A 25,121-nucleotide genomic window follows, 5' to 3' on the forward strand; every position below is an offset into this window, starting at 1 on the left:
TCGCAGGGCACGGGGGCGGGGCACGTGGGGGGCGGGGCACGGGGGTACGGAGGGGGACAGGTTACGGCCGGCGGGGCCCCGTGGGGCAGCCCCCTCCGGCACGTACGGCACCCGCCGTGCACAGTCGTGAACAAGCCAGACCATATGTCCCCTTCGGGCTCCACTCCCCTGAACACCGGGCCGCCCCCGTCCCGGACACCGGCTGAGCGGCCGGCGAGCCACCGGGCGACGCGGAGCTGACCTTAAACCCGGCGAAGCGTGGATTTTCCGTGGTCGTTGCGAGGGCATCCCTTGCGCGTATGCGCGCAGACGGTAGTGTTCACGGCCGGTCGGGTATGTGGCGCAATCCCATCGCCTGCGTTCCGGCACGAACCGGCATCAACGCCAACACCAACACCTCGGTCACCGCTCAGGAGCACATCGAAGGAGGACCTGGGTGTCTGTGGACACGGCGGACCCACCGCACGAACAGGACCCGTCCGGGGACGCGCCGCCGCGTCCGAGGGCCCGTCGCAAGGCGGACGCCCTCGGTGCCCTGCTCGACCGCTGGCCGTTCCGGCGGAAGCTCAACGTCCTGGTGATCGTGCCGCTCGCGGTCGTCGGAACGCTCCTCGGCCTCGCCGTGCACGGTGAGGTGCGGCAGGCCCACGACGCCGCCCGGACCGCCCAACTGGTGCGCGACAGCGGCCAGGTCGCCCGGCTGATCAACGAACTCCAGGCCGAACACCGGCAGGCGCTGCTGCTCTCCGTCCAGCAGGACTCGGTCCGCCCCGGGGCCACCCTCCCCTCGACCGCCGACTACCGCCGGGCCCAGCGGGCCACCGATGAGCGGGCCGCCGCCGTGCGTTCCGCGTTCGGATCGGATCTGCCGGAGGACGAGGCGCGGGCCCTGCAATACGTCCAGCGCCTGAGCGTGCTGCGGGACAAGGTCGAACGGGGCTCGGTGTCCACGGCCGGTATCGACCCCGCGTACGCCGCCGCCGTCGGCTATCTCATCGACGGCATCGGACTCGACCACTTCTCCGGCACCCCGCTGTCCTCCGTCGTCGAGCTGGTCGACGCCGTGCTGCGCGCCGACGCCGCCCACGCCGCCTTCGAGGGCGCGGTGTTCTCGGCCGAGACCCGGGACGCCAACGCCCTCACCGAGTACACCCGCGCGGTCGGCGCCCACCAGGTCTACGAGGAGCAGTCGGCACGTTTCGCCAGAATCGCCGAACCCGACCAGGTCCTGCGCCTCGAGGGCATCGAGCGCAACGCCGAGGAGAACGGCTTCGAGGACCGGTTCGCCGAGCTCCGGATCGACCCGAGCTCCCTCCAGGGCCGGTCGCCGCGGCAGCTGCGCGCGTCGATGGCCGCGGGCACGCGGCAGGCCGAGGCCCGCCTGGAGATCACCCGCGCGCTGATCGACCAGATCGCCGACCGGGCCGAGAGCCGTTCCCAGGACGCCCTGCACAAGGCGCTGGCCCTGCTCGCCCTCGCCCTCCTCGCCTTCGCCGTCTGGCTGGGCTTCTCCATCCTGGTGCGGCGCTCGGTCGTCCGCCCCCTGGCGGCCCTGACCGGCGCCGCCCACCAGGTGGTCGAGGTGGCGGGCGAGGAACTCGCCAAGGTCGAGGAGGACGACCCGGCCGAGGCCACCGACAGCACCCCGCTGCGCCCCCGGCCGATCCCCGTCCCGGTGCGCGACGAGATCGGCGCCCTGGCCGAGGCGTTCAACCAGGTGCAGGTCACCGCCGCGGCGCTGCTGGAACGCCAGGTGCTCAGCCGCCGCAACGTCGGCGAGATGTTCGGCAACGTCGGCCGCCGGGTCAGCAACCTGACCACCCGCCAGCTCAGCCTGATCGACGCCCTCGAACGCGAGGAGACCGCCCCCGACGTCCTGGAGCGGCTCTACCGCATCGACCACATCGCCGTACGCCTCCAGCGCAACGCCGACAGCCTGATGCTGCTCGCCGGAATCCGGGAGACCGAGCTGGACGCCCGGCCGACCACCCTGGCCAATGTCATCCGGGCGGCGCTCGGCCGGATCGAGGGGTACCAGCGGGTGTCCCTGCGATCCGGGACCGAGGTCACCGTCGCTCCCGACATCGTCGGCGACCTCACGCTGATGCTCGCCGAACTGCTGGAGAACGCGGTCGGGTTCTCCCCGTCCGACAGCCCCGTCGAGGTCGTCGTCCGGCCCGGCACCGACGTCAGCGCGGACGGCGGTGCGCTGATCGAGGTCATCGACCACGGCCTCGGCATGAGCGCGGAACGCCTCGACGAGGAGAACGCCCGGCTGGTGCGCCGCGAACGGCTCGACCTCGTACCGACCAAGGTGCTCGGCCTCTTCGTGGTCGGAAGCCTGGCCCGGCGCTGGGGCATCCGGGTCACCCTGAGCCGTACGCCGGGCGGCGGGGTCACCGGCAGCGTCTGGATTCCCGCGACCCTGCTGCTGACGCTGAGCCCGCTGGAGGAACCGGCACCGGCACCCGTACCGGCGTCGGTGCCGGAGTTGGCACCGGAACCGGCCTCGGTGTCGGCGTCGGGTGCGGGTGTGGCGTCGGCGTTGGTCTCGACGGGACGCCGGGCGGCGCCGACGACGGAGGCCGGTCTGCCCCGGCGCGTCCCGGCGGCGGCCCGTACGAGCCCGGAGTCGGCGGCCCGTACGAGTCCCGAGTCGGCGGCCGGCCCGGCGAACGACCCGGCCGCCTCCGCATCCCCCTCCGCATCCGCCTCCCGCCCGCTGCGCCGCCGCGTCCGGGGCGCGACGCTCGACAGGACCACCTCACCGGCCGACCGGGCGATCCCGGCCGCACGCCGGCCGGTCGACGCCAAGGCGGTCCGCGCCGAACTCGACGAGTTCGAGGCCGCCGTACGCAGGGCGGAGCAGGACAGCGCCGCCACCCAGGCCCAACCCGTACCACCGACACAGCAGCGACCCCGGAAGGAGTCGGGAAGTGACCACGCCGACGGATAAGAACGGTTCCACTGAGCGGGAATCCACCGATCTGCGAGCCGCCGCGGCCGACTTCACCTGGCTGCTCGACCGGTTCGCCACCGAGACCGCCGGGGTCGTCGACGCCATCGCGGTGTCCTCCGACGGTCTGCTGATCGCCGTCTCGCAGCTGAGCGAGCGGGCCGACTCCGAGCGGCTGGCCGCGATCGTGTCCGGTGTCACGAGTCTGGCCGCCGGGGCTTCCGGCAACTACGGCCTCGGCGGCCTCAACAAGGTCATCATCGATCTGGAGGGCGGCCATGTGCTGGTGTCGTCCATCGGCTGCGGTGCCGTCATGGGTGTGGTGACCACCAAGGAGGCGAAGCTGGGCAACGTCGCGTACGAGATGACCCTCTTCGCCAACCGGGCCGGGGCCGCGCTCACCCCCCAGCTCGTCATGGAGCTGAAGAGAACCGCCGGGTCCGCCGGCTGACGGGACACGCGGCGCACTCAGAAGGGGGTCGAGATGGTCGCTGGTGAACCAGGACCGCACGAGTCGGCACCGCCACCGCACGAGTCGGCACCGTACGAAGCGGAACCGCACGAGGCGGCGGACAGCGCCCGGGACGCCCCGGAACGGTCCGAGCCGCTTGAGCCGCCCGTGGGCCGCGCTCCCGCCATCCGCCCGTTCCTGCTGACGGCCGGCCGGGTGTCCGGGAGCGGCACCGCGCCACCGCTCCCGGTCGAGACCCAGATCGTGGCGACGTCGGACGGGCTGTCCGCCCTGCGGTCGCTCACCTTCGAACGCCGCGACATCGTCGCCGCCTGCCGACGCCCCCAGTCGGTGGCGGAGCTGGCCGCCCGGCTGCGCCTGCACCTCAACGTGGTCCGCGTCCTGACGGAGGACCTCTGCACCGCCGGACACCTGGCCGTCCACGTCCCGGAGGCCGGGACGGTCCACGACATCTCCGTACTGCGAAGGGTTATCGATGGTCTCCGTGCCGTCCCCGACTCACGGGGCTCACTCCGCGACAGCGGCTGATCAACCGCCGCTGCCGGTCAAACTGGTCATCGCCGGTGGCTTCGGGGTCGGCAAGACCACGGCCGTGGGCTCGATCTCCGAGATCCGGCCGCTGACCACGGAGGCGGTGATCACGGAGGTCGCGGCGGGCGTGGACGACCTCACGCACACCCCCGGCAAGACCACCACCACGGTCGCCATGGACTTCGGCGTCATCACCATCGACCCGACGCTGAAGCTCTACCTGTTCGGCACGCCGGGCCAGGAACGCTTCGGCTTCATGTGGGACGACGTGGTCGAAGGCGCCCTCGGCGGTCTGGTGATCGTGGACACCCGCCGGCTGGACGACTGCTACGCGGCGGTGGACTACTTCGAGCACAAGGGCATCCCCTTCGCCGTGGCCGTCAACGCCTTCGACGGGGAGGTCCGGCACGACCTCGACGAGGTGCGGTGGGCGCTGGACATCTCCGACCCCGTCCCCCTGATCGTCTTCGACGCCCGCGAGACGGGCTCGGTCCGCGACGCGCTCCTGGTCGTCCTCGACGTGGCCCTCTCCCGCGCCCAGTCCGCCGACCCGGCCTGACGCGACGAACGGAGACTCAACCAGCTCACCAACCAGCTCGACCGGCTCAGCAGGCTCACCCCGGACGCTCTCCCTCCCCGTCCGACAGCGGCCGCAGATGGGTGCGACGCCCCTCCTGGTCGAAGATGCCCAGCGCCTCGGCCGGCCCGTCGTGAGCCCCGAAGGCGTGGGGGACCATGGTGGAGAACTCCGCCGCCTGGCCGGTCTCGACGAGAATCCTGCGGTCCCCCAGGACGAGGACGACGGTTCCGGACAAGACGGTGAACCAGTCCCAGCCGGGATGGACCCTCAGCGCATCGGCAAGCGTCGGGGCCGGCTTGGTCAGGCGCATCTTGGCCACGACGACCCCGGGCTGCCGGTTCAGCATCCAGGCGGTCAGCCCGCGCGCCGTGTCATGCTGCGGCCGGATGATCACGTCACCGTCGTCGGCCGACTCCACCAGCTGATCCAGAGTGGTCCCCAGCGCTCGCGCTATCGCACTCAACTGATCAAGACTGATCCGCCGATGTCCCGTCTCGATACGGCTCAGCGTGGACGGACTCAGATAGCAGCGGGCGGCCAGTTCGTCGAGCGACCAGCCCAAGGCCGAACGCAGCCCCCTGATGCGCTTGCGGACCAGGCCGTCGAGAACACTGTCCTCTTGCGTCATACGCAAGAGCGTATGCCGTAACGGAAACGGCCTCGTAAGGTCGAAGCATGACGGACCACCACCACAGCCACGACGACCACCACCACAACCACGGCGTGACCGAACCGGACGACTCGGCCATGGCCGCACTCCTGGACCTCGACGCCGAAGTCCTGCACACATTCCTGTCCGACGTGACGTCCGACCTGGCGCGGCTGAGCCCCGACCGGCCACCCCACCGCATCCTCGACCTGGGCAGCGGCACCGGCGCCGGCACCTTCGCCCTGCTCCAGCGCTTCGCGGACGCCGAGGTGATCGCCGTCGACCGATCCCCTGAGCTCATGGACCACCTGCGGGACAAGGCCCGGGAACGCGGCGTGGAGCACCGGGTCCGCACCGTCCAGGCGGATCTGGACGGCGCGTGGCCGGCCCTGGACACCGTGGACCTGGTATGGGCCTCGGCGTCCGTCCACCACCTGGCCGATCCCGACCGAGGCTTGCGCGAGATCTTCCGGTCGCTGCGCCCCGGCGGACTTCTGGCGGTGATCGAGATAGCCGGTTTCCCGCGCTTCCTGCCCGACGACGTCGGCCGAGGGCGCCCCGGACTCGAAGCCCGCTGTCATGCCGCGATGGCCGAAGCGCGCGCCGAGCACCTACCGCACCTGGGCTCCGACTGGGGTCCTCGTATCTCCCGCGCCGGATTCACCATCGAGGCGGAGCGCCCCTTCTCCATCGACCTGCGCCCTCCGCTGCCGGAGGCCACCGGCCGCTACGCCCAGGCCACTCTGCGACGCGCGCGTTCCCATCTGGCCGGGGCGCTGAGCGCCGACGACCTGGCCACGCTCGACCACCTCATCGACAACGACGCCCCCGACGGCGTCCTGCGACGCGACGACCTCCACGTCCGCGTCGAGAGGACGCTCTGGGCGGCCCGACGCCCATGAACCGGCCTTCCCGCGACAGAACCTGACGCCGCTTTGACTTCGGCCCTGAGCGGTGCATAACTGCTCGCCGCACGACATCCAGCGCGATCGCGAGGCTCGTCCCGGTCCTGCTCGACGACCGCTCCGCCCGCTGGCAGCGGCTGCTGGACGACCGGTCGCTGATCCGCACGGCCGTCGAGGAGCTGCTGCGCTTCGACGTCAACCGGGGTCCGGGCATGCCGCGCTACCTCACGGAGGACGTCGAACTGGGCGGCGAGGTGATCCCGAAGGGCAGTAGGACCCTGTCGGTCATCGACGCCGCCAACCGCGACGAGCGGATGTTCCCCGACCCGGACGAACTGGACCTGAGCCGTTCCCCCAACCGGCACCTCTCCTTCGGCGCCGGCTCGCACTACTGCCTCGGCCAGGCACTGGCCCGTACCGAACTCCAGGTCACCCTGGAGATCCTGCTGGAGCGGCTGCCCGGTCTCGCCCTGGCGATCCCGTCGGCCGAACTGGTGCGGCGCGAGGGGCTGCTCACGGACGGCTTCGAGCAGGTCCCGGTGGTGTGGTAGCGGGGGAGGACGAGCGCGAGGACGAACCTCTGGCTGTGCGCGTCGGCTCAGGCGCCGAGGGCGAAGAGGAGAGCGGTGGTCCCGGCGCATCCGATGGCGCCGAGGGCCGTTCCCGCGACGGCGGCCCACAGCCGCCCGGTGCCGCGACGGGCGTGGTGGACACCCATCGCGCCGAGCGCGACGGCGAGGGCCCCGGCGAGGATCGCCCACGGCAGGGTGACGAGCACCAACGAGGGCACCCACGCACCCAGGGCGGAGAAGACGCCGAGGACCAGCGCGGTGGGTCCCAGCGCGACGGCGGGTGAGTCACTTCGGCCGGACACGGTCGACTCGGACATGGCCTGCCCCCTGGAGAACCGGTTCACATGCTGTGCCGATCGTACCGGCGGGGGCTCCGCCGAGGGCACGCGCGGTCGAGAGCCGGGGCAGCGCCGTGCATGGTGCTGCCCCGGCGGTCATGGCCGGGGCAGCTGATCTCACGGGGTGTCAGACGGTCTCGGCGGTCCAGCGCTGGTGTACGAGCCCGTGACAGCGCCACTGGGTGACCTGCGTGTTCTGCTGGCCGGTGGTGGTCTGGTCCATACACTTGCCGCTGTACTTGTTGATCAGGAGGAACTGGTCGCCGTTCTCGACTCCGACGCGACTCCACAGCTGGTCTTCATAGGTGCTGTTGCAGCCGTAGCCGGTCAGCTTATGGCCGTTTGCCACGCTGTGGTTGCCGTTGGCCAGGCAGGTGCCGCTGGCCACGTTGCGAAGCTGGAACCAGTCACCCTGGACGGGCACCATCTCCCACCTCTGGTTGGCCCCGCCGTGGGCGTTGTACAGAATCACGGGGGTACCAGGATTCGCCGAGCCGCCCTGCAGGTCGAGGACCAGGCTGGGAGTCTTCACGGTGTGGATGATGACGGTCTGATTGGCGGCGGCGTCTGCTGGTTCCGCGGCGCCGGCCGGATGCGCGGTCAGGCCGGTGAGGGCCAGGGCCAGCAGTGACGTCGTGCCGAGCGCTGCCTGCCGGACGTACCGAACGGTGGGCATAGCGTCTCCTCCCCATCGGAGTCTGTCCGCCTCTGAGGCGGGAGCACCTAGGATCCTCGCCCGTGCTCGAGTTCCACATGGGCGTCGGCAGTGGTCCACGAGCAGCAGTTGCCACCTCCGCGATCCGAACCCCGAGCGGGCATGGTGCGCGGATGGCGGGTGCCACGCGACGGACTCGACTGCTCCGTGCGATGGGGGTAGCCCGGCTCCACGGGAAAGCGGCCGCGCCAGCCGTCAGCGGGTGCGATTCCGGTGGGGCATGAGTTGCATGGCCGCCGCGCGCTGACCGGGTGACCTCTGCCGCGGGCCATATGTGGGTGCTGCGGGTCGAGGGCCGGTTGGAGTTCACGCGCCGGCGGCCGACGGCCGGGGGCCTCACCCGGCTCAGGTGGCGGGTGGGGTGCGCGCCTCGTCACCGGGCCGGGGGAGAGCGGTGATCCCGGCGAGGATGAGATCGATCCCGGCGAGGAACTGCTCGCGGTCGTCGTGCCCGCGCAGCTGGTCCGCGACGGTCCGGGTGAACGGGTAGTCGTCGGGGTCGAGTTCTTCCCATGCCGTCGACGCGGCATCGAGGAACCGGGCGCGGTCCACGTCGGGCCCGAGCGTGCGGGCGCTCGCGGCGTTCGCGGCGTTCTGGCCCGCGGCGCCGAGGATGTAGTGCATCAACGCCGAGGTCGCCGCGAACCAGCTGCTCTCGGGCACGTCGAGCGCGCGGATCCGGCGACCGATGCTTTCGAAGATCCGCGGCGCCACCGTCGCCCAGAGGCTGCGGGAGAGCTGCGTCGCGAGCTGTGTGGCGAGCCACGGGTGTTCCTCGATCGCGTCGAACAGGCCGAGCGCGACGGCGCGGATCCCGTCCTGCGGTGAGTCCGCGGACCCGGCGGACGCGGCGGGCTCGGCGGACGCGGCGGGCTCGGCGGACGCGGCAGACCCGGCCGACCCTGCGGGCTCGGCGGACCCGGCAGACTCGCCGGACCCGCCGGACGCGGCCGGCTCGGCGGCCAGAGCGGCGGCGACGACGGCGTCGGTGGCGGCGCCGAGCAGCTCGCCCTTGTTCGCCACATGCCAATAGACCGCCCCGGGCCCAGTGGCGAGGCGCTCGGTCAGCGCCCGGAACGTCAGCCCGCTCTCACCGGCCGTGTCGAGCAGCTCGATGGCGGTCTCGACGATGCGCTCGCGGGAGAGCGCCTCTGTGCGCCGCTGTGACCGGCGCGTCCGCGTTGCCATGCGGTCATCTTGACACGTCTGGAGCACCGTTCCAATATGGAGCGCCGTTCCAACATTGGAACGGCGTACCAGAGAGTGCCGGCCGGACCACCCCACCGACGGTCCGGGCGGCCTCGATCCCGAAGGATTCAGATGCGCACTCCCGTCACGGTCATCGGCGCCGGACTCGGCGGCCTCACCCTCGCCCGCGTCCTCCACGTCCACGGCATCCCGGCCACGGTCTACGAGGCGGAACCCTCGCCCACGGCACGTGCGCAGGGCGGGATGCTCGACATCCACGAGGAGAACGGCCAACTGGCCCTGCGGGCGGCCGGCCTGCTGGACGAGTTCCGCGGCCTCATCCTGGAGGGCCGCCAGGCCATGCGGATCCTCGACCGGAACGGCACCGTCCTGTTCGACCAACCCGACGACGGCACGGGCGGACGCCCCGAGGTGCAGCGCGGCGAACTACGCCAGATGCTGCTCGACTCGCTCCCGGCCGGCACCGTCCGGTGGGGCCACAAGGTCAGCGGCGTCCGTGCCCTCGGCGAGGGCCGCCACGAGGTGACGTTCGCCGACGGCGGCACCGTCGTCACCAGCCTGCTGGTCGGCGCGGACGGCGCGTGGTCACGGGTCCGGCCGCTGCTCTCCACCGCCACACCCGAGTACGTCGGCCGGTCGTTCGTCGAGACCTGGCTGTTCGACAGCGACACCCGACACCCGGCCGCCGCGAAGGCGGTCGGCGGCGGGTCGATGCTCGCGCTCGCACCGGGCAAGGGAATCCAGGCCCATCGGGAAAAGGGCGAAACCCTGCACACCTATGTGGCGCTCACCAAGCCGCGGGACTGGTTCGCGACCATCGATGTCACCGATGCCGCCGCGGCCACCGCGCGGATCGCGCGGGAATTCGACGGCTGGGCGCCGGAGCTCACCGCACTGATCACCGACAGCGACACCGCGCCGGTCCTGCGTCTCCTCAACGCCCTGCCGATCGGGCACCGGTGGGACCGGGTGCCCGGAGTGACGCTGGTCGGCGACGCCGCCCACCTCTCGGCCCCGAACGGCGAAGGCGCCAACCTGGCCATGCTCGACGGCGCCGAACTCGGCACGGCCCTCGCCGCGCACCCCGACGCCCCCGAGGCCGCCCTCACCGAGTACGAACAGGCCATGTTCCCCCGCAGTACCGAAGCCGCCGCCGAAGGGGCCCAAGGCTACGAGCTCATGTTCGGCGAGAACGCACCCCACAGCCTGGTCACCGCGTTCACCGGCCACCCGTAGCCGGGCATTCCCGCGCCTGCCAAGTCAAAGCCTGGCTGCGGAGGCCATTGGCGGCGTGGGCCGGTCAGTCGCTCTCCCGGTAGTTCATGAACCAGTGGGTGTCGAAATAGCGGGCCATCGTGAACCGGTGGTGCGGGTCGATGAGGATGCGGCAGACGAACTCTGCGGCCTGGCAGCCGAAGGGGACGTCCTCGCCGTCGAAGGACCGGACCACCACGGGCCAACGGTCGGCGTCGTCGCCGTCGGCCCTCCAGCAGTACAGGTCCTCGTGCTCCGTGCCCGCCCAGACGAGCAGCCCGTCCTCCCTGAGATGCGTCCACGGCTCCTGGTTCAGGTCCAGGTATCCATCGAAGGCGCCCACGCCGAACGTCTCGACCATGCGCTTGTAGTCGCTCGGCAGCGCGGTGCCCAGACGCGACTCCACCTCCGCCCAGCACACGTCCGGCCGCTGGGCGGGCTGCGTCCAGCCGGTGATCCGCATGAGCCGCTCCACCCAGTCGACGTCGACGTCGGCGTCGGCGTCTTCGTCCTCGTCCGGAACGACCGCCAAAGGTTCTGGCACCTCCCGGCGAGCGACCACCAGGACCGGCCGCTCGACCCCTTCGGCGTCTCGCGCCGTACCCGTGCCGACCCACTGATCCCCGTACGCCCACGCCCGCATCTTCACGGCCCGGCCCTCGAAGGGAACGAGCAGAGCCGCGCCCCTGGAATCGTCGGCCGTCGGATCGGTGAAACCGTCGAGGACGAGGGTGCGCGGGGCGCCGTACCTGCCGACGAGCAGGTCGGTCAGAGCCTGCGGGACCACGTCGCTCGGCAGGTACATATGGCCGTCCCCCGGGCCGAGCTGGGCCAGCAGGTCGTTCACGGTCGCTTGCGTGAGCTCCATGGCGGACAGTGAAGCGCACCGCACTGACACCGGACGCGCGGTCTGTCGTGTGGATCACGCCGCGGGCGGGGGCCGGTCACTTCGAGTCGACCCTCCCCAGCGGTTCACCGGCCGCGGTCAGGGCGCGACGGGCGGTGGGCCACGCGTCGTCGAGGCCCAGTGCGGTCCGCAGATAGGCCAGGGTGGCGCGCTGGACGAGGGCGACGCGTTCGGGGCTCTCGTCGGTGGTCCGCGTGTCGTGGGAGCCCTGGATGCCGCCGAGTCCGTGTTCCGCGCCGAACAGCGTCAGCAGATCGGTGGCACCCGGACTCAGGCGGTAGCCGTCGGTGAACCAGTCCGGGCCGCGCACCGTCAGTGGGGACTGGTCCCGGTCGCCGGCGACCACCAGGCTCGGCGTCTTCAGTCCGGCGAAGTCCGGGCTCATGAACGGGAAGTACTCGGCGGCGAGCGCGCTCAGGTCGGCGCCGCCGGTACCGGGCAGACAGAGCAGCACGGCCGCGCTGACGCGGGGGTCGGCCATGCTCTCACCGGGCGTGCCGTCGGCGTCGATGACCCGTGCGCCCACGAGTGTGCTGGCGGTTTGCGCGCCCCACGAGTGCCCGGCGACCGCGACGCGGTCGTGGTCGACGCGTCCGGCCAGCCCCGGCACCTCGGCTTCGATGGTGCCGAGGTGATCCAGGACGCAGGTCAGATCGTCGGTCCTGATCCGCCAGATGTGCGGAGTGCGCGGGTCGTCGGGCGGCAGGCCCAGCGCGTCGAGATGGGTCGGCTGCACGACGACGAACCCGTGGGAGGCCCAGAAGTCGGCCAGGGGCGCGTAGTCGTCCATGGTCAGGGTCGCGCCGTGCGAGAAGAGGACGACGGGCAGGTCGCGTCCGGCCGTCGGCGCCGTAACCCGTACGTGCAGGTCCTGGCCCCGGCCGGGGGCGGGGAGGGCGACCGGCCGGACGGCGACGGTCGGGGTGGCGGGGGTGGCCGTGGTGGTGTCGTACATGAGGTGAAGACCTTTCTGGACGGGCGTCGGGGCCCGTGCGGCGCGGTGGGCTGCCATACTGGAAAAACGGAGCGTTGCTCCGCATCATCCGCCACAATACGGAGCGTCGTTCCGCTTTGCAAGCAGGAGGTGTCCTTGATGCCCACGGACGAAACATCGACGTCCGCCACCGGCCGACGTAAGCGATCCGACGTCCGCCGGAACGAGCAGATGCTCCTGGACGCCGCCGCGGCCGTGTTCGTCCGCGCGGGGGTGGACGCCCCCGTCCGGGAGATCGCCGCCGAGTCCGGCCTCGGCATGGGCACCATCTACCGCCACTTCCCCACCCGGGCGGACCTGGTGGTCGCGGTCTTCCGGCACCAACTCGACGCGCTCGCCGCCGCCGCGCACACTCCCCCCGCCGCCGACACCCCGTACGAGGCCCTGCGGCTGTGGGTCCACCAGTTCGCCGACTTCCTGGTGACCAAGCACGGCCTGGCCGGGGCGATGCGCTCGGACCAGCCCGGATTCGAGAGCCTGCACGCCGAGTTCGTCGAGCGCCTGCTGCCCGTACTGGACCAGTTGCTGACGACGTCCGCCGCCGCCGGCCACACCCGCGCGGACGTACGGGCCTACGACCTCATGCTCGCCATCGGCAACCTGTGCATCGGGGTCGGCACCTTCCCCGACTACCAGGCCCGCCACATGATCGACCTGCTCCTCACCGGCCTCGCGCGAACCTAGGGACTTTCGTTCGGGCCATCGGACGGACCACAGGAAGACGGCCGCGATGGGGAGATGGGACATGAGCCGCCCTCGGACGGCTCCCTTGGCTTGACGCCCGTGCCGCCGAGCCTGCGCTGCCGGCGCCCGTCCAGAGGTCTTGGAACGGTGGCATGATGCGGACGACCACGATCAGCTGGTCTCGTGGTGCCACCAGGAAGAAGAAATAGCCGCCTGCCGCGTCCATGCGGCGTATCCCCCCTGTCCGCGGGCCGTTGCCGTAGTCGCTGACATCGACGCCCATGCCGGCCAGGTCGACCAGTTGCTCGGCCAGACGCTCCACTTCGGTCACCACGTGAGCGGGGATGCCGCCTGCCACGTGCGCGTGATCGGGGTCGTACTCCCAGCGCCAGCCGACGCTCATCGAGGTGGGAACCCGAGCGCGGCGTGTGCGTCGTCCAGGATCTTGCCGATTGCGGACGCGGCGCGTCGGGCCTGCGTCGCGTCGCCTGTCTGGGCAGTGTCCTCCCAGCGACGGAGCTCTTTCGCGATATCCGGCTGCCGCTGAATGTGGACGTAGACGGCCCACTGGGCGATGAACCGCTGGAGAGGGGCCAGGTCGGAAGCCTGCCGGGACTGGTCGGCGGCCTGATCCAGCTCCCGCGTGAAGGCGGGAAGGGCGGCGGGGGCGATCTGCGCGACGGCCTGGCGAAGGGCCGTGACAGTGGCAGGCGGCTGAGGGATGAGTGGCTGCCCAGCGGCGGAGGTGGTCATTGCTGCTCCCATGGGCGAGATGCTGATCCCTGGGAGCAGCGTATCGAGTGCGAGCCCGATCGCATCGCCCGAACGAGTGAGGGCGCGTCACCTCGGCCCCTGGCGGGGACAGCGCCCGAGCACTCGGGACGGAGCCGGGGCCGCGTGCCACAGGACCTGGCCGGGGCAGTCGTAGCAGGCCGGACAGCCGAGCCAGTAGCTCCGGGAGATCCAACCGTCGTGCCTGATCTCCCGGATCCGCGCAGTTCCCTATGGCCCCTACGCGGAGAATCCCGCGATGCCGATCGGGCAAGCGACCCCGGTCCCGCCGATGCCGCAGTAGCCCGCCGGGTTCTTGTCCAGGTACTGCTGGTGATATGCCTCCGCGTAGTAGAAGGGGCCCGCGGGGAGGATTTCGGTGGTGATCTGGCCGTAGCCGGAGCCGGTGAGGACGGACTGGTAGGCGGTGCGGGAGGCTTCGGCCTCGGACTGCTGCTCGGGGGAGTGGGTGTAGATCGCCGAGCGGTACTGGGTGCCGACGTCATTGCCCTGGCGGAAGCCCTGGGTGGGGTCGTGGGACTCCCAGAAGAGCTTCAGGAGGGCGCCGTAGGAGGTGACGGTCGGGTCGAAGACGACCCGGACGGCCTCGGTGTGGGCGGTGAGGCCGGAGCAGACCTCCTCGTAGGTGGGGTTCTCGGTGTGGCCGCCCTGGTAGCCGACGAGGGTGGTCCACACGCCCGGGGCCTGCCAGAACTTGCGCTCCGCGCCCCAGAAGCAGCCCAGGCCGAAGTCGGCGACGACCAGGCCCTCCGGGTACGGGCCGGCCAGCGGGTTGCCCAGGACCGTGTGGCGGTCGGGGAGGGGGAAGCCCGGTTCGGGGCGGCCCTTCAGCGCCTCCTCGGGGGTGGGGAGGTGGTTCTTGTGGCGGCTGAACAACATCACGGGGCTCCCATGCGGATCCGGCTGGCTGGCGGGTGCGTTGCGTATAACGGGATTCGGGGGGTTGGCATTCCGCCCCGGCCCCGGGGTGGTGCCGATGCCGACGGTGCTCAGCGGCCGCGGCCGCCTCGCCGCTCAGCGCGGCAGCGTCGCCGGGGTGCCGCCGCCGCCCTCCCAGCCCGCGACCGCGAGCGCCCGGTAGGCCGTGTACTCGGCCGCCGGGTCCGCCCCGTACGACCACGGGACCGCGCCCACATGGCCGTCCACGTGGCGCAGCTGCTCCAGCGCCTCCGCGTACCGCTCCGCCCGGACCAGGAAGAAGACCAGCAGATGGCGGACGTGCGGCAGGACCGGGTGGTGGGCGGGGGCCTGGCGGACGGCGAAGAGCGCGCCCTCGATCGCCTTCGTGACCACCTCGCTCCGGTAGAGGGTGCGCACGAGGTTGGCCTCCGGCAGGTGCTCGAAGACGCCGAAGAGCGGCAGGGCGGGGAGGAGGCTCTTCTCGGGGGCCGACGCGGCGGCCGCGTGGGTGAAGGCGTCGGCGCGGTCCTGGGAGCCGTGCCACTTCTCGCACCAGTAGTGGAGGGCGGCGAGGTGCGCGCCCATGTGGTGCGGGGCGCGCTGGGTGACCTGGGACCACAGCTCCTCGAAGTCGGCCTGCCGGTAGGCCAGACCGCGGGCGACGGCGAGCTCGATGATGTGCGGCACCGGGTCGTCCGGGGCCAGCCGGGCCGCCTCCCGGCAGACGTCCCGGGCCTCCTCCAGGATCATCCGGAAGTCTTGGGAGGACGGGTCGCGCAGCGCCTGGCGGACCAGGAACTCCGCCTGCACCGCCGCCGCGCCCGGGTCCTCCGGGGCCGCCACCCGCCAGGTGCGCAGCCACATCCCGCCCTGGCCGGGGGCCTGGGCGAGTTCGAAGGCCGCCGCCCCGGCCAGCGTCTGCACCCGCTGCCAGCGCAGCTCCGAGGTGGTCTCGGTGAGCGCGAGCAGGCGCGCGGCCGGCTGCCAGTCCTGCCGCGCCTGGACCTCCTCCAGCGTGTCGATCAACTGCTGGTCGGGGCCGGGCAGCCGGACGTCCAGCCGCTCGCGCGGTACGAAGCCGTACTCCTGCGGGTCCGAGGCGCGCACCGCCCCCTGCACGGCCTCGCGGCCCCCGCGCAGCCGCCGTACGGCGGGTACGACGATCAGCCCGCCGATCATGACGATGGCGATGAGGAAGATCAGAAGCTCCATGAGGTGTCCCCGTGTGAAGTCCCGTGACGGCTTGTGGTCCAGCCTATGCGCCCCGTCGGCCGCATGAGCCCTGGACGGGCACGGCGGGCGTTACGCTCGGCCCCATGAGCCACCAGCACCCCCAGGGTCACCCCCAGAGTTTCGAGACGCTCGCCATCCACGCGGGCCAGGAGGCGGACCCGCTCACCGGCGCCGTCGTGCCCCCGATCTACCAGGTCTCCACCTACAAGCAGGACGGGGTGGGGGGCTTGCGGGGCGGTTACGAGTACAGCCGTTCCGCGAACCCCACCCGCACCGCCCTCGAGGAGAACCTGGCGGCGCTGGAGGGCGGCCGCCGCGGCCTCGCCTTCGCCTCCGGCCTGGCCGCCGAGGACTGCCTGCTGCGCACGCTGCTGGTCCCCGGCGACCACGTCGTCATCCCGGACGACGCGTACGGCGGTACGTTCCGCCTGTTCTCCAAGGTCGCGGAGCGCTGGGGCGTGGAGTGGTCGGTCGCCGACACCTCCGACCCGGCGGCGGTACGGGCCGCGCTCCGCCCCCGGACGAAGGTGATCTGGGTGGAGACCCCGAGCAATCCGCTGCTCGGCATCACCGACATCGCCGCCGTCGCCGACGTCGCCCGCACCGCGGGGGCCCGGCTGGTGGTGGACAACACCTTCGCCAGCCCCTACCTCCAGCAGCCGCTCGCGCTCGGCGCCGACATCGTGGTGCACTCCACCACCAAGTACATGGGCGGACATTCGGACGTCGTCGGCGGTGCGCTGGTGGTCTCCGACAGCGCTCTCGGGGACGAACTCGCCTTCCACCAGAACGCGATGGGCGCCATCGCCGGGCCCCTCGACGCCTGGCTGGTGATGCGCGGCATCAAGACCCTCGCCGTCCGCATGGACCGGCACAGCGCGAACGCCACGCGGATCGCGGAGATGCTCGCCGCGCACCCCAAGGTCACCCAGGTCTACTACCCGGGGCTGCCGGAGCACGCGGGCCACGAGACCGCGGCCAAGCAGATGCGGGCCTTCGGCGGCATGGTGTCCTTCCGGGTCGCGGGCGGCGAGCAGGCGGCGGTCGAGGTGTGCGACCGGGCGCGGCTGTTCACGCTCGGGGAGTCCCTCGGCGGCGTCGAGTCGCTGATCGAGCACCCGGGGCGGATGACGCACGCCTCGGCGGCGGGCTCGGCCCTGGAGGTGCCGGCCGATCTCGTACGGCTGTCGGTCGGTATCGAGGCGATCGACGATCTGCTGATGGATCTGACCCAGGCGCTGGGCTGAGGTCTGGGCCGCCTGGCTGGCTTGGGCGGCCTGGTCCGTCTGGTGTGGTTCGTCCGTCTGGCTCGCTTGGGTCGCCTGGTCCGTCTGGTCGGCCCGCCTGGGCCGCCTGACTCGGTTGGCCTGTATGGCGCGTCGGTCCCGTCTGGCGTGCTTCGGCCGCCTGACTCGCTTGGCCTGCATCGCTTCTGCCCCGCCTGGTCCGCCTGGTTCGCTTGGGCCGCCCGGTCCGTCTGGTGTGTTTGGTCCGTCTGGCTCGCCTGGGTCGCCTGTCCGTCTGGTCGGCCCGCTTGGGCCGCATGGTTCGCTTGGTCCGGGGCGCCCGGGGAGGCGTTCCCCGGCCGTTGAGCGTTCGCCGCCCCCTCGACCGCCCCTTGAGCGTTCACCAACCCTCGAGGGGAGGGGTGGTGTCGGTGGGTGGCGCGGTCCACGGTTCGACGATCGCCGCCCAGACGCCGAAGGCGACGGCCGCGGCGAGCAGCAGCAGCCAGCCGACGGTGCGCAGCACCCGGTGGCGGCGGAGGAGCCGCCGGCCCCGTTCGGCGGCCCGGTCCGCCAGGTCCGGTGGCAGCGCCGGATGCGGGCCTTCCAGCATCCGGCGGACCTCGTTCTCCTTGCGGTCCGGAAGGCTCATGGCGCGGCTCCGGCCGCGCCGGTGGCCGTCCGGCGGCCGTTGGCCGGGGGCATTCCGTTGGACGGGGGCATTCCGGTGGATGGCGGTGTTCCGCCGGGCGGCGACGTTCCGCCGGGCGGCGGCGTTCCGGTCGTGCCACGTCGGGGTGGCGCGCTGCGCATCGTCGCCATCGCGCGGGTGCAGATCGCCCGGACCCGTTCGACCGGGAGGCCGAGCGCGGCCGCCGTCTGTTCCTCCGCGACCCCCTCGTACAGCCGCAGCACCAGCACCAGCCGCTCCTGCGGGGTGAGCCGGGCCAGGATGCCGCCGCGCGGGCGGCGGTAGTGGTGGCCTCGGTGGGCGAAGAGGGCGGCCAGTGCCTGACGGGTGTGGTCGTACGGATCCTCGCCGCGCAGCCGGTCCCAGCGGGCGTACGTGCGCGCGAGCGCGATGGTCAGCAGGCGCTCGGCGGCTTCGGTGTCCCCCGTCGGTTCCCCGGTGAGCAGTGTGGCCGCGTGCAGCAACCGGCCCCCCGCGCCCGCGACGAATGTGTCGAACTCCCGGGCCCGGCGGTCCTCCCGTGCTGCCCGCCGCTCTCGTACCACGCCCTCCGCCTCCCGTTCTTTTAGGACACGGCAGGCACGGGCGCCCGGTCAAGAGGTCTGCTCACGGTCTGCCCCGGCTCCCCTTGGACAGGTCCCCCTTCGGGCGGGGTGTCCTCAGGTGGCGGGCGTCGCCTGAGGCACCGCGGTGACCGCGGCGGCGAGGGAGATGTTGAAACGGGTCAGCAGATCGCAGAAGACATCGCGCTCCTCCGCCGTCCACTCCTCGGTCACGCGGGCCATCAAATCGCGCCGGGAGGAGCGCACTTCCTCCAGCCGGGCCTTGCCGCGCGGGGACAGCTGAAGCACGACCGCGCGGCCGTCCTCCGGGTGCGAGGTGCGCTTGACCATGCCGGAGTCGACCAGCGGGGCGACCTGGCGGGTCACGGTGGATGAGTCGATGCCCATGCTCCCCGCGAGCGCCTTGACCCCCATGGGGCCTTCTTGGTCGAGCCGGTTGAGCAGCAGATACGCGGCTCGGTCCATGGAGTTGCGGGCCTGGCCGACGCCGCCGAGCCGGGTCTGTTCCGCACGGCGGGCGAAGACGGCGACCTGGTGTTGGAGGGTATCCAGTACGCCTGTGTCGAGTTGAGTCGTCATGTCCGAATGGGAGGGCATGGCCTGGGGCTCACTTCATGCGGTGGTCTGTGGGATGGGGCACAGAGTACGCGGCCCAGGGCCCGTCCGTATGGGTGCTGCAAAAACCTGATGGCCAGCGATCCACAACCTGCCGTTCTGGAGCGTTTCCCGGCACCGGCCCGGCCCCCGTCGGTCCGCCGGGGCGAGCTGCCAGACTGGGGACCATGGCTGCACGACTCGGCGACGAGGAGGGCCCCGGCTCCGGCTCCGGCCCGGCCCCGCACCCCACCGCCCTCACCCCCGCTTCTGCCCCCGCCCCCACCTCCGAAGGATCGCCGGAGGGACCGTCGGAGGCGGCGTCCGAGGGATCCGCGACGGTCACCCTCGACGATGTCCGCAGGGCACAGAAGACGCTGTCGGGGGTCTCCCGGCTCACCGTGCTGGAAGGCAGCCGCTATCTGTCCGGTCTGGTCGGCTCGCCGGTCCATTTCAAATGCGAGAACCTCCAGCGCACCGGGTCGTTCAAGCTGCGCGGCGCCTACGTGCGGATCTCGGGGCTCAGCTCCGGGGAGCGGGCGGCCGGGGTGGTCGCGGCGAGCGCTGGGAACCATGCGCAGGGCGTCGCCCTCGCGGCCTCATTGCTCGGGGTGCGCTCGACGGTCCTCATGCCCGAGGGCGCACCGCTTCCGAAGATCGCGGCCACTCGGGAGTACGGCGCCGAGGTGCTGCTGCGCGGCCAGATCGTGGACGAGACGATGCGGGCGGCGCGGGAGTACGCCGAGCGCACCGGCGCGATCTTCATCCACCCCTTCGACCACCCGGACATCATCGCGGGGCAGGGCACGGTGGGGCTGGAGATCCTGGAGCAGTGCCCCGAGGTGCGCACCGTGGTGGTGGGCATCGGCGGGGGCGGGCTGGCGGCCGGGGTCGCGGTGGCGGTGAAGGCGCTGCGGCCGGATGTGCGGGTGGTGGGGGTGCAGGCGGAGGGTGCCGCGGCGTATCCGCCGTCGCTGGCAGCCGGGCGGCCGGTCACCCTCGACGCACCCGTGACGATGGCGGACGGCATCAGGGTGGGGCGGCCGGGTGATGTGCCGTTCCAGATCATCGAGGAGCTCGTCGACGAGGTCCGTACGGTCACCGAGGATGAGCTGTCCAGTGCGCTGCTGCTCTGTCTGGAGCGGGCGAAGCTGGTGGTGGAGCCGGCGGGGGCGAGCCCGGTGGCCGCGCTGCTGTCGGCGCCGGGGTCCTTCGAGGGGCCGGTGGTCGCGGTGCTCTCGGGCGGCAACGTCGATCCGCTGCTGATGCAGCGCATCCTGCGGCACGGCATGGCCGCGGCGGGACGCTATCTGTCGCTGCGGCTGCGGCTCACCGACCGGCCGGGGGCGCTGGCCACGCTGCTGGGGGTGCTGTCGACGCTGGACGCCAATGTGCTCGACGTCGGCCATGTACGCACCAATCCGCGGCTCGGGCTGAGCGAGGCCGAGGTGGAGCTGCACCTGGAGACGAAGGGGCCGGAGCACTGCGCGGAGGTCCGGGAGGCGTTGCGCGGGGCCGGGTACACGGTGATGGCCTGACGTGATCCGCGCCTACCGCTCGGCGACCGCCTGAGAGGTCCTGGAGCCATGGACTCCTGGTCCTGGAGCCCTGGGGTCCTGGAAAGGGGCCCGCGGAGAGCGGTGAGGGGCCCCGGCCGTCCGGCCGGGGCCCCTCACCGGGCGCTCAGCCCTGGTACGGCTTCGCCTCCAGGATCCGCACCGAGGCGGTGCGGCCGTTGGGCAGCTCGTACTCCGCGTCCTGGCCGACCTTCTTGCCGTTCACACCCGTGCCCAGCGGGGACTGCGGCGAGTAGGTCTCGATGTCCGAGCTCGCGTACTCACGCGAAGCGAGCAGGAAGGTCAGGGTGTCGTCCGGATCGCCGTCGAACGCGATCGTGACCACCATGCCGGGGGCGACGACGCCGGTATCCGCGGGTGCCTCGCCGACCTTCGCGTGCTCCAGGAGCTGCGTCAGCTGACGCACTCGGAGCTCCTGCTTGCCCTGCTCCTCCTTGGCGGCGTGGTAACCCCCGTTCTCCCGGAGGTCACCCTCCTCCCGGGCAGCCTCGATCTTCTTCGCGATCTCGACACGTGCGGGACCCGACAGGTACTCCAGCTCGGCCTTGAGCTGGTCGTACGCCTCCTGGGTCAGCCAGGTGACGTTCTCGCTGGTCTGGGTCACAGGTGCTCCTCGTCGGTGCTGGGAATACAAATGAACGCCCTACTCAGAAGGGTGCGCCTTCAAAGCCGGGCGAAACCACGAGCCTAACAATTCCGGCAGGAAACGGGGAGGAGGGAACTGGGCGCGATGGGCAGGAACCCGTCAGTGCTGGTCAGATCGGGTCAGTCGACCGACACGTCCCGCTCGGTCACTCGATCATCGGACGGGTTCGCAGCCGACCAGCTCGGCGCTGGTCGCGCGGGCCGTGGTGCGTACGGTCACGACCTTGACCAGGTCGTCCTGGTGCTGGCCGAAGGTGAAGTCCTTACGGCCCACCTCGGTGTGGTACTGGTCCAGGGTACGCACCGTACAGACACCCGTGCTGTCCTTGTCCTTGGTGACTTCCAGCCGGACCTCGACGGCGTCGTCGGCGACCACCTTGAACGCGGTCATCCGGCCGCTGACGTCCTGGCCGGCGATGTAGTCGTACCCGAACCAGGCGATCAGGGCCAACAGCCCGGCCCCCAGCACCGCGCCCACGATCTTCAGCGTGCGGTCGGCACGTGCGTCCGCGGAGCGGCCGTAGCGCCCCTCGGGCAGACCTTCGCGCACCGCGGCCATGGGCGTTCCTCCTGCTGGGGGAGAGATCGGAATTATTCGTCCCCGGTTTAGGTCACTATAGAAGCCGTCTTCCGCGACGAATCACTGAGGATCGAACTTGACTGAGCAGCTGCGTTTGATGGCCGTGCACGCACACCCCGATGACGAGTCGAGCAAGGGCGCGGCCACCATGGCCAAGTACGTGTCCGAGGGGGTGGACGTGCTGGTCGCCACCTGCACAGGCGGAGAGCGCGGCTCCATCCTCAACCCCAAGCTCCAGGGTGACCCCTACATCGAGGAGAACATCCACGAGGTCCGGGCCAAGGAGATGGACGAGGCGCGCGAGATCCTCGGCGTTCAGCAGGAGTGGCTGGGCTTCGTGGACTCCGGACTGCCCGAGGGTGATCCGCTGCCGCCCCTGCCCGAGGGCTGCTTCGCGCTCCAGGACGTGGACGCGGCGGCGGAGCCCCTGGTGAGGCTGATCCGCTCGTTCAAGCCGCAGGTGATCACCACCTATGACGAGAACGGCGGCTATCCGCACCCCGACCACATCATGACCCACAAGATCACGATGGTGGCCTTCGATGCGGCCGGCGACCCCGAGAAGTACCCCGAGGCGGGGGAGCCCTGGCAGCCGCTGAAGCTCTACTACAACCAGGGCTTCAACCGGTCACGCACCGTAGCGCTGCACGAGGCGCTGCTGGCCCGCGGTCTGGACTCGCCGTACGGGGAGTGGCTGGAGCGCTGGAAGGACTCCGGGCGGCCCGAGCGCACCCTGACGACCTATGTGCCCTGCGCCGACTACTTCGAGATCCGCGACAAGGCGCTGATCGCGCACCGTACGCAGATCGACCCCGACGGCGGCTGGTTCCGGGTGCCCATGGACGTCCAGAAGGAGGTCTGGCCCACCGAGGAGTACGAGCTCGCCAAGTCGCTGGTGGACACCTCCCTCCCCGAGGACGACCTCTTCGCGGGCATCCGCAACAATTGAACGCATGATGAGCGCCACCAGCACCCTCGCCATGACGCACCTCGTCCCGCTCGCCAAGGACCTGGACGAGAACAAGGTGACCCCGGGCGTCCTCGGTTTCATCGTCTTCGCCGTGATCGGCGCGGCGGTGTGGCTGCTGATGAAGTCCATGAACAAGCACATGAAGCGGGTGGACTTCGAGGAGGCGCCGGAGCCCGGCAAGGCTCCGGCGGCGGCCTCCGCCGAATCCCCCAAGGGCGCGGAGCGCACGGCCTGACCGTGGGTCCGGCCTGACTGCGGGTCCGGCCCGACCGCGGGCCCGGCCTGATCGGCGGATCGCCCGTCCGTGGCCGCGACCCGTCCGTGGCCCCGACCCGTCCGCGGGTCCGGCCTGACCGGCGGGCCTCCGGGCGGGTGGAGCCACACGGCCCGGTGCCCGGTGTGGGCGGAACCACACGGCCCGGCCCGGCCGGCGTGGCCGCACACCCCGGTCCTCTCCACGCGCTCTTCGTGCCCAGGCGTGAGAGGCCGGTCCGGAAGGACGGCCATGACCTCGCGCGAGTGGCGGCTCGGCACCATGCCGAGCCGCCATGCCCGCCACCCCGTCTCCGGCTCGACACCGCCCGTGCTCCAGCACCAGCGCGAATGCCTCCGCGCACCCCTCCAGCCGGGCTTCCCCGCCGCTCCCCCTCCGGCATCTTCCGCAGCAGCTTGCAGGCCGCTCCTGGGCCACCGCCGTGCCGATGACCGAGCCGCCCGCTGCGCCCGCGTTCCGGGCCGTCGTCGCCCGTGGCAGCGCTTTATAGCCGGGAGCCGTCCGGGATCGGCGTCCAGGCGCCCCGCCGGGCAACGCCGTCCCGGGCGTGCCGCTGAGCGGATATGACCGGTCGCGCGACCTGCTCGGCGGCCCCGTCGGTCAGGGCAGGCGTAAGGAAGCTGCTGACCTGGGCCGCGAATCTGCTGTACGCGGCCTTCACGGCAGCCGGCGGCTGCGCAACAGGTCGTGAGACGGCCGCGAAGGCCGTCCGGCCGACGGGTCACTCGTCGGTGGCCTTGTCCATCAACGCGCCGTACGCCAGTTGCAACGCGTCCGCTCCGGCGAGGGCGGCGAGCGCCCCCATAGCGGTCCGTGTCGCACGCGGCCAGAGCAACTGGCCGGCGGTCAGGGTGGAGGCCACCCAGACGCTCATGCAGAAGGGGCAGGTCAGCAGCTCCCCGATGGTCTCCTTGCCGTCTTCGGACGTGGCCTCCTCGCGGAGCTCGGCCGGGCCCTGGGGACCGTGGTACCTGGTGAAGGGAGCGCGCAGAGGGCTGGTCACCGAGGCCCTGCTCAGGAGTCGGCTGAGCCGGAACGTGGCCAAGGCCGTCAGCGCGACGTCCCAGGGTTCGGGCCGCTCGGGCAGCTCACTTCCGCTGCGCCGGACCGCTACGGCCCATGCGGCCGTATACTCGCCGAATCCCGCCATGGCCGCGAGGTAACCGCCCAGCGGCCGCTCGTGACCGACCGAGTACTCCCGTCCGGTACGGCGGAGAAGCTTGCCCAGACGCGGTCCAAGGCGGCTGTCGGCTGCGGTGCCCATCACAGGTGCCCTTTTCCTGTCCCGATCCGTGCCTCAATGGTTGGTGGCGCCTTCGTCCCGGCCCCGTCGGCGCAGCGCCGGTTACGCGTCCGGCGGTCCAGCGGTACGCCCCGATGCTCCAACGGGTTGAACCCCCTACGACCCTCCTGGCCGAAGCGGAGACCGGATGCCGTGGCAAGTAGCCCCTCCGGCGCGCCGCAAACCGCTCAGGGGCGGTGCGTTCTGGCGGCGGTCTGCCGGGCGCCCGGACTGCGGGCGCCCGGACTCTTGACCGGAGCGCCAGGCGTGCCAGGACGGGCAGGGAGATGCCGGCAACCGGGTGGAGCCCGCCACGGCCGGTGGGTCAGGGCGTCGGCACCGGGTACCCGTTGAGGCATGTTCAAGCGCGCGCTGTGGCAGGGACTGGTCGCCGGCACCGCCGGAGGTGTCGTGATGACTCTCGGTGAGAAGATCGAGCAGGCCCTCACCAGGCGGCCCGACTCGCATGTGCCCGCACGGACCCTTCAGCGCGTGACCGGCCTGCCCGAACATTCTGGAAGGCAGCCCGTGCCGGTGAACTGGGCCATGCACTTCGGGCAGGCCGCTGTGCTCGGTGTGCTCCGTTCGGTCATGGCCCACGTCGGGCTGCGCGGCCCAGTGGCGTCGGCGAAGTTCGCCGTCGTGCGCCTCACCAACGACCAGATCCTCGAAAACGCCACCGGCGTCGGTGCCCCGCCCTCCACCTGGCCCCGCGGGGAGCTGATCGTGGACGTGCTGCACAAGGCTGTCTACGCGTTCGCCACCGGCGCCGTCGCCGACGCCCTCGCCGCACGAGGCGGCCCCGGGCCCGGACAACGCCACGCCGCCGTCCGCCCCGGCCGCCACGCCGACGTCGGGCCCCTGTCCCGCGACGACGTCCACGGCCGCTGACCTGGCCTGTCGAGGGAGCGGCCGACGATCACCGCACCATGCCGAGCGGCCTTGTTCCTGTTGGTTCACGGGCGGCGCAACTTCTTACTCCTGGGTCCGGCCATGGGGAGCTGGGCCGGGCGGACCGGATCGTGCGA

Annotated in this window: 29 protein-coding genes and 1 pseudogene; 13 read left to right on the forward strand and 17 right to left on the reverse strand. The window is 71.7% G+C overall.

The features are described 5' to 3' along the window. Positions 1-577 precede the first annotated feature (577 nt). From PS467_RS25945 to PS467_RS25960, 4 genes are read left to right on the forward strand one after another with little or no spacing between them, the layout of a single operon-like run. Positions 578-2,956, forward strand: coding sequence for a sensor histidine kinase (locus PS467_RS25945; RefSeq protein ID WP_432280758.1), 2,379 nt, complete (start codon positions 578-580; stop codon positions 2,954-2,956). Beyond that, complete coding sequence (locus PS467_RS25950) at positions 2,937-3,407, forward strand: roadblock/LC7 domain-containing protein (protein ID WP_268974091.1); 471 nt, start codon at positions 2,937-2,939, stop codon at positions 3,405-3,407. The genes PS467_RS25945 and PS467_RS25950 overlap by 20 nt, the downstream gene beginning before the upstream one ends. 33 nt (positions 3,408-3,440) lie before the next feature. Continuing rightward, entirely contained in the window at positions 3,441-3,956 is a 516-nt protein-coding gene (locus PS467_RS25955; protein WP_311037258.1) for a DUF742 domain-containing protein, read from the forward strand. Next, positions 3,904-4,518 (forward strand): GTP-binding protein, encoded by a 615-nt coding sequence (locus PS467_RS25960; RefSeq protein ID WP_311037259.1) that lies wholly within the window; start codon positions 3,904-3,906, stop codon positions 4,516-4,518. The genes PS467_RS25955 and PS467_RS25960 overlap by 53 nt, the downstream gene beginning before the upstream one ends. Before the next feature lie 55 nt (positions 4,519-4,573). On the opposite strand, the gene PS467_RS25965 is transcribed toward PS467_RS25960, so the two are convergent. Continuing rightward, positions 4,574-5,167: a helix-turn-helix domain-containing protein gene (locus tag PS467_RS25965; protein ID WP_311037260.1), complete on the reverse strand. Its 594-nt coding sequence runs from the start codon at positions 5,165-5,167 to the stop codon at positions 4,574-4,576. A 47-nt stretch (positions 5,168-5,214) separates the two neighbouring features. Between PS467_RS25965 and PS467_RS25970 the strand changes: the two genes are divergently transcribed. Continuing rightward, positions 5,215-6,090, forward strand: a complete 876-nt coding sequence (locus PS467_RS25970; RefSeq protein WP_311037261.1) for a class I SAM-dependent methyltransferase — start codon at positions 5,215-5,217, stop codon at positions 6,088-6,090. A 143-nt stretch (positions 6,091-6,233) separates the two neighbouring features. Then, positions 6,234-6,644 carry a cytochrome P450 gene (locus PS467_RS25975; protein WP_311039959.1) on the forward strand — a complete coding sequence of 137 codons (411 nt, stop codon included), beginning with the start codon at positions 6,234-6,236 and terminating at the stop codon, positions 6,642-6,644. A 47-nt stretch (positions 6,645-6,691) separates the two neighbouring features. On the opposite strand, the gene PS467_RS25980 is transcribed toward PS467_RS25975, so the two are convergent. The 3 genes from PS467_RS25980 to PS467_RS25990 all read right to left on the reverse strand — a co-directional run bounded on the left by PS467_RS25980 (position 6,692) and on the right by PS467_RS25990 (position 8,906). Next, positions 6,692-6,982 (reverse strand): hypothetical protein, encoded by a 291-nt coding sequence (locus PS467_RS25980; protein ID WP_311037262.1) that lies wholly within the window; start codon positions 6,980-6,982, stop codon positions 6,692-6,694. Between the two features lie 148 nt (positions 6,983-7,130). Continuing rightward, on the reverse strand, positions 7,131-7,679 hold the full coding sequence (locus PS467_RS25985; RefSeq protein ID WP_311037263.1) for an RICIN domain-containing protein: 549 nt from the start codon (positions 7,677-7,679) through the stop codon (positions 7,131-7,133). A 384-nt stretch (positions 7,680-8,063) separates the two neighbouring features. Continuing rightward, positions 8,064-8,906, reverse strand: a complete 843-nt coding sequence (locus PS467_RS25990; RefSeq protein ID WP_311037264.1) for a TetR family transcriptional regulator — start codon at positions 8,904-8,906, stop codon at positions 8,064-8,066. A 132-nt stretch (positions 8,907-9,038) separates the two neighbouring features. On the opposite strand from PS467_RS25990, the gene PS467_RS25995 reads away from it, so the two are divergent. Beyond that, positions 9,039-10,163, forward strand: a complete 1,125-nt coding sequence (locus PS467_RS25995) for an FAD-dependent oxidoreductase (protein WP_311037265.1) — start codon at positions 9,039-9,041, stop codon at positions 10,161-10,163. 64 nt (positions 10,164-10,227) lie between these two features. Here the strand turns inward: PS467_RS25995 and PS467_RS26000 are convergent, their stop codons facing one another. Both PS467_RS26000 and PS467_RS26005 read right to left on the reverse strand, forming a co-directional pair. Next, positions 10,228-11,049, reverse strand: coding sequence for an SMI1/KNR4 family protein (locus tag PS467_RS26000; RefSeq protein ID WP_311037266.1), 822 nt, complete (start codon positions 11,047-11,049; stop codon positions 10,228-10,230). Between the two features lie 76 nt (positions 11,050-11,125). Further along, positions 11,126-12,043, reverse strand: coding sequence for an alpha/beta hydrolase family protein (locus PS467_RS26005; RefSeq protein WP_311037267.1), 918 nt, complete (start codon positions 12,041-12,043; stop codon positions 11,126-11,128). Positions 12,044-12,181: 138 nt separating this feature from the next. Between PS467_RS26005 and PS467_RS26010 the strand changes: the two genes are divergently transcribed. Continuing rightward, entirely contained in the window at positions 12,182-12,766 is a 585-nt protein-coding gene (locus PS467_RS26010) for a TetR/AcrR family transcriptional regulator (RefSeq protein WP_311037268.1), read from the forward strand. Here the strand turns inward: PS467_RS26010 and PS467_RS26015 are convergent. From PS467_RS26015 to PS467_RS26030, 4 genes are all read right to left on the reverse strand, one after another. Next, a complete protein-coding gene (locus PS467_RS26015; protein ID WP_311037269.1) occupies positions 12,744-13,169 on the reverse strand; it encodes a hypothetical protein in 426 nt (141 codons plus the stop codon). The genes PS467_RS26010 and PS467_RS26015 overlap by 23 nt on opposite strands. Then, entirely contained in the window at positions 13,166-13,519 is a 354-nt protein-coding gene (locus tag PS467_RS26020; RefSeq protein ID WP_311037270.1) for a DUF6247 family protein, read from the reverse strand. Before PS467_RS26020 ends, PS467_RS26015 begins: the two co-directional genes overlap by 4 nt. Positions 13,520-13,777: 258 nt before the next feature. After that, positions 13,778-14,437 (reverse strand): peptide-methionine (S)-S-oxide reductase MsrA, encoded by a 660-nt coding sequence (msrA, locus tag PS467_RS26025; RefSeq protein ID WP_311037271.1) that lies wholly within the window; start codon positions 14,435-14,437, stop codon positions 13,778-13,780. Positions 14,438-14,572: 135 nt separating this feature from the next. Then, positions 14,573-15,670 carry a hypothetical protein gene (locus PS467_RS26030; protein WP_311037272.1) on the reverse strand — a complete coding sequence of 366 codons (1,098 nt, stop codon included), beginning with the start codon at positions 15,668-15,670 and terminating at the stop codon, positions 14,573-14,575. Between the two features lie 104 nt (positions 15,671-15,774). Between PS467_RS26030 and PS467_RS26035 the strand changes: the two genes are divergently transcribed. After that, entirely contained in the window at positions 15,775-16,938 is a 1,164-nt protein-coding gene (locus PS467_RS26035; protein ID WP_311037273.1) for a cystathionine gamma-synthase, read from the forward strand. 379 nt (positions 16,939-17,317) lie between these two features. Here PS467_RS26035 and PS467_RS26040 read toward each other — a convergent pair whose 3' ends face one another. From PS467_RS26040 to PS467_RS26050, 3 genes are all read right to left on the reverse strand, one after another. Further along, positions 17,318-17,569: a hypothetical protein gene (locus PS467_RS26040; RefSeq protein WP_311037274.1), complete on the reverse strand. Its 252-nt coding sequence runs from the start codon at positions 17,567-17,569 to the stop codon at positions 17,318-17,320. Continuing rightward, positions 17,566-18,153, reverse strand: a complete 588-nt coding sequence (locus tag PS467_RS26045; RefSeq protein WP_311037275.1) for a sigma factor-like helix-turn-helix DNA-binding protein — start codon at positions 18,151-18,153, stop codon at positions 17,566-17,568. Before PS467_RS26045 ends, PS467_RS26040 begins: the two co-directional genes overlap by 4 nt. A gap of 114 nt (positions 18,154-18,267) precedes the next feature. Next, the gene (locus tag PS467_RS26050) at positions 18,268-18,768 is read right to left on the reverse strand and encodes a MarR family winged helix-turn-helix transcriptional regulator (protein WP_268974114.1); all 501 of its coding nucleotides are present in this window, start codon (positions 18,766-18,768) and stop codon (positions 18,268-18,270) included. A gap of 185 nt (positions 18,769-18,953) precedes the next feature. On the opposite strand from PS467_RS26050, the gene ilvA reads away from it, so the two are divergent. Further along, positions 18,954-20,303: a threonine ammonia-lyase gene (gene ilvA / locus PS467_RS26055; protein ID WP_311037276.1), complete on the forward strand. Its 1,350-nt coding sequence runs from the start codon at positions 18,954-18,956 to the stop codon at positions 20,301-20,303. Positions 20,304-20,448: 145 nt separating this feature from the next. Here ilvA and greA read toward each other — a convergent pair whose 3' ends face one another. Both greA and PS467_RS26065 read right to left on the reverse strand, forming a co-directional pair. Next, positions 20,449-20,946: a transcription elongation factor GreA gene (gene greA, locus PS467_RS26060; RefSeq protein ID WP_268974116.1), complete on the reverse strand. Its 498-nt coding sequence runs from the start codon at positions 20,944-20,946 to the stop codon at positions 20,449-20,451. Positions 20,947-21,141: 195 nt separating this feature from the next. Beyond that, positions 21,142-21,546 carry a DUF4307 domain-containing protein gene (locus PS467_RS26065; RefSeq protein WP_311037277.1) on the reverse strand — a complete coding sequence of 135 codons (405 nt, stop codon included), beginning with the start codon at positions 21,544-21,546 and terminating at the stop codon, positions 21,142-21,144. A 97-nt stretch (positions 21,547-21,643) separates the two neighbouring features. Between PS467_RS26065 and mca the strand changes: the two genes are divergently transcribed. Then, on the forward strand, positions 21,644-22,516 hold the full coding sequence (gene mca / locus PS467_RS26070) for a mycothiol conjugate amidase Mca (protein WP_311037278.1): 873 nt from the start codon (positions 21,644-21,646) through the stop codon (positions 22,514-22,516). A gap of 7 nt (positions 22,517-22,523) precedes the next feature. Continuing rightward, a complete protein-coding gene (locus PS467_RS26075; protein WP_311039960.1) occupies positions 22,524-22,772 on the forward strand; it encodes a hypothetical protein in 249 nt (82 codons plus the stop codon). A 263-nt stretch (positions 22,773-23,035) separates the two neighbouring features. Here PS467_RS26075 and PS467_RS42185 read toward each other — a convergent pair. Beyond that, positions 23,036-23,258: pseudogene (locus PS467_RS42185) on the reverse strand (hypothetical protein); the annotation flags it as partial. Between the two features lie 274 nt (positions 23,259-23,532). After that, entirely contained in the window at positions 23,533-24,075 is a 543-nt protein-coding gene (locus PS467_RS26080) for a DUF1360 domain-containing protein (protein WP_311037279.1), read from the reverse strand. 375 nt (positions 24,076-24,450) lie between these two features. Between PS467_RS26080 and PS467_RS26085 the strand changes: the two genes are divergently transcribed. Next, positions 24,451-24,984, forward strand: coding sequence for a hypothetical protein (locus PS467_RS26085; RefSeq protein WP_311037280.1), 534 nt, complete (start codon positions 24,451-24,453; stop codon positions 24,982-24,984). Positions 24,985-25,121: the final 137 nt, after the last annotated feature.

Origin of the sequence: Streptomyces luomodiensis (assembly GCF_031679605.1) — a bacterium.
Classification (GTDB): Bacteria; Actinomycetota; Actinomycetes; order Streptomycetales; family Streptomycetaceae; genus Streptomyces; species Streptomyces luomodiensis.

What these genes read in the sequence shown, in the direction of transcription:
- PS467_RS25955 (WP_311037258.1), top strand. Translation starts at nt 3,441, where the DNA reads ATGGTCGCTGGTGAACCAGGACCGCACGAGTCGGCACCGCCACCGCAC.
- PS467_RS25960 (WP_311037259.1), top strand. Translation starts at nt 3,904, where the DNA reads ATGGTCTCCGTGCCGTCCCCGACTCACGGGGCTCACTCCGCGACAGCG.
- PS467_RS25965 (WP_311037260.1), bottom strand. Translation starts at nt 5,167, where the DNA reads ATGACGCAAGAGGACAGTGTTCTCGACGGCCTGGTCCGCAAGCGCATC.
- PS467_RS25970 (WP_311037261.1), top strand. Translation starts at nt 5,215, where the DNA reads ATGACGGACCACCACCACAGCCACGACGACCACCACCACAACCACGGC.
- PS467_RS25980 (WP_311037262.1), bottom strand. Translation starts at nt 6,982, where the DNA reads ATGTCCGAGTCGACCGTGTCCGGCCGAAGTGACTCACCCGCCGTCGCG.
- PS467_RS25985 (WP_311037263.1), bottom strand. Translation starts at nt 7,679, where the DNA reads ATGCCCACCGTTCGGTACGTCCGGCAGGCAGCGCTCGGCACGACGTCA.
- PS467_RS25990 (WP_311037264.1), bottom strand. Translation starts at nt 8,906, where the DNA reads ATGGCAACGCGGACGCGCCGGTCACAGCGGCGCACAGAGGCGCTCTCC.
- PS467_RS25995 (WP_311037265.1), top strand. Translation starts at nt 9,039, where the DNA reads ATGCGCACTCCCGTCACGGTCATCGGCGCCGGACTCGGCGGCCTCACC.
- PS467_RS26000 (WP_311037266.1), bottom strand. Translation starts at nt 11,049, where the DNA reads ATGGAGCTCACGCAAGCGACCGTGAACGACCTGCTGGCCCAGCTCGGC.
- PS467_RS26005 (WP_311037267.1), bottom strand. Translation starts at nt 12,043, where the DNA reads ATGTACGACACCACCACGGCCACCCCCGCCACCCCGACCGTCGCCGTC.
- PS467_RS26010 (WP_311037268.1), top strand. Translation starts at nt 12,182, where the DNA reads ATGCCCACGGACGAAACATCGACGTCCGCCACCGGCCGACGTAAGCGA.
- PS467_RS26015 (WP_311037269.1), bottom strand. Translation starts at nt 13,169, where the DNA reads ATGAGCGTCGGCTGGCGCTGGGAGTACGACCCCGATCACGCGCACGTG.
- PS467_RS26020 (WP_311037270.1), bottom strand. Translation starts at nt 13,519, where the DNA reads ATGACCACCTCCGCCGCTGGGCAGCCACTCATCCCTCAGCCGCCTGCC.
- msrA (WP_311037271.1), bottom strand. Translation starts at nt 14,437, where the DNA reads ATGTTGTTCAGCCGCCACAAGAACCACCTCCCCACCCCCGAGGAGGCG.
- PS467_RS26030 (WP_311037272.1), bottom strand. Translation starts at nt 15,670, where the DNA reads ATGGAGCTTCTGATCTTCCTCATCGCCATCGTCATGATCGGCGGGCTG.
- PS467_RS26035 (WP_311037273.1), top strand. Translation starts at nt 15,775, where the DNA reads ATGAGCCACCAGCACCCCCAGGGTCACCCCCAGAGTTTCGAGACGCTC.
- PS467_RS26040 (WP_311037274.1), bottom strand. Translation starts at nt 17,569, where the DNA reads ATGAGCCTTCCGGACCGCAAGGAGAACGAGGTCCGCCGGATGCTGGAA.
- PS467_RS26050 (WP_268974114.1), bottom strand. Translation starts at nt 18,768, where the DNA reads ATGCCCTCCCATTCGGACATGACGACTCAACTCGACACAGGCGTACTG.
- ilvA (WP_311037276.1), top strand. Translation starts at nt 18,954, where the DNA reads ATGGCTGCACGACTCGGCGACGAGGAGGGCCCCGGCTCCGGCTCCGGC.
- PS467_RS26065 (WP_311037277.1), bottom strand. Translation starts at nt 21,546, where the DNA reads ATGGCCGCGGTGCGCGAAGGTCTGCCCGAGGGGCGCTACGGCCGCTCC.
- PS467_RS26075 (WP_311039960.1), top strand. Translation starts at nt 22,524, where the DNA reads ATGAGCGCCACCAGCACCCTCGCCATGACGCACCTCGTCCCGCTCGCC.
- PS467_RS26080 (WP_311037279.1), bottom strand. Translation starts at nt 24,075, where the DNA reads ATGGGCACCGCAGCCGACAGCCGCCTTGGACCGCGTCTGGGCAAGCTT.
- PS467_RS26085 (WP_311037280.1), top strand. Translation starts at nt 24,451, where the DNA reads ATGTTCAAGCGCGCGCTGTGGCAGGGACTGGTCGCCGGCACCGCCGGA.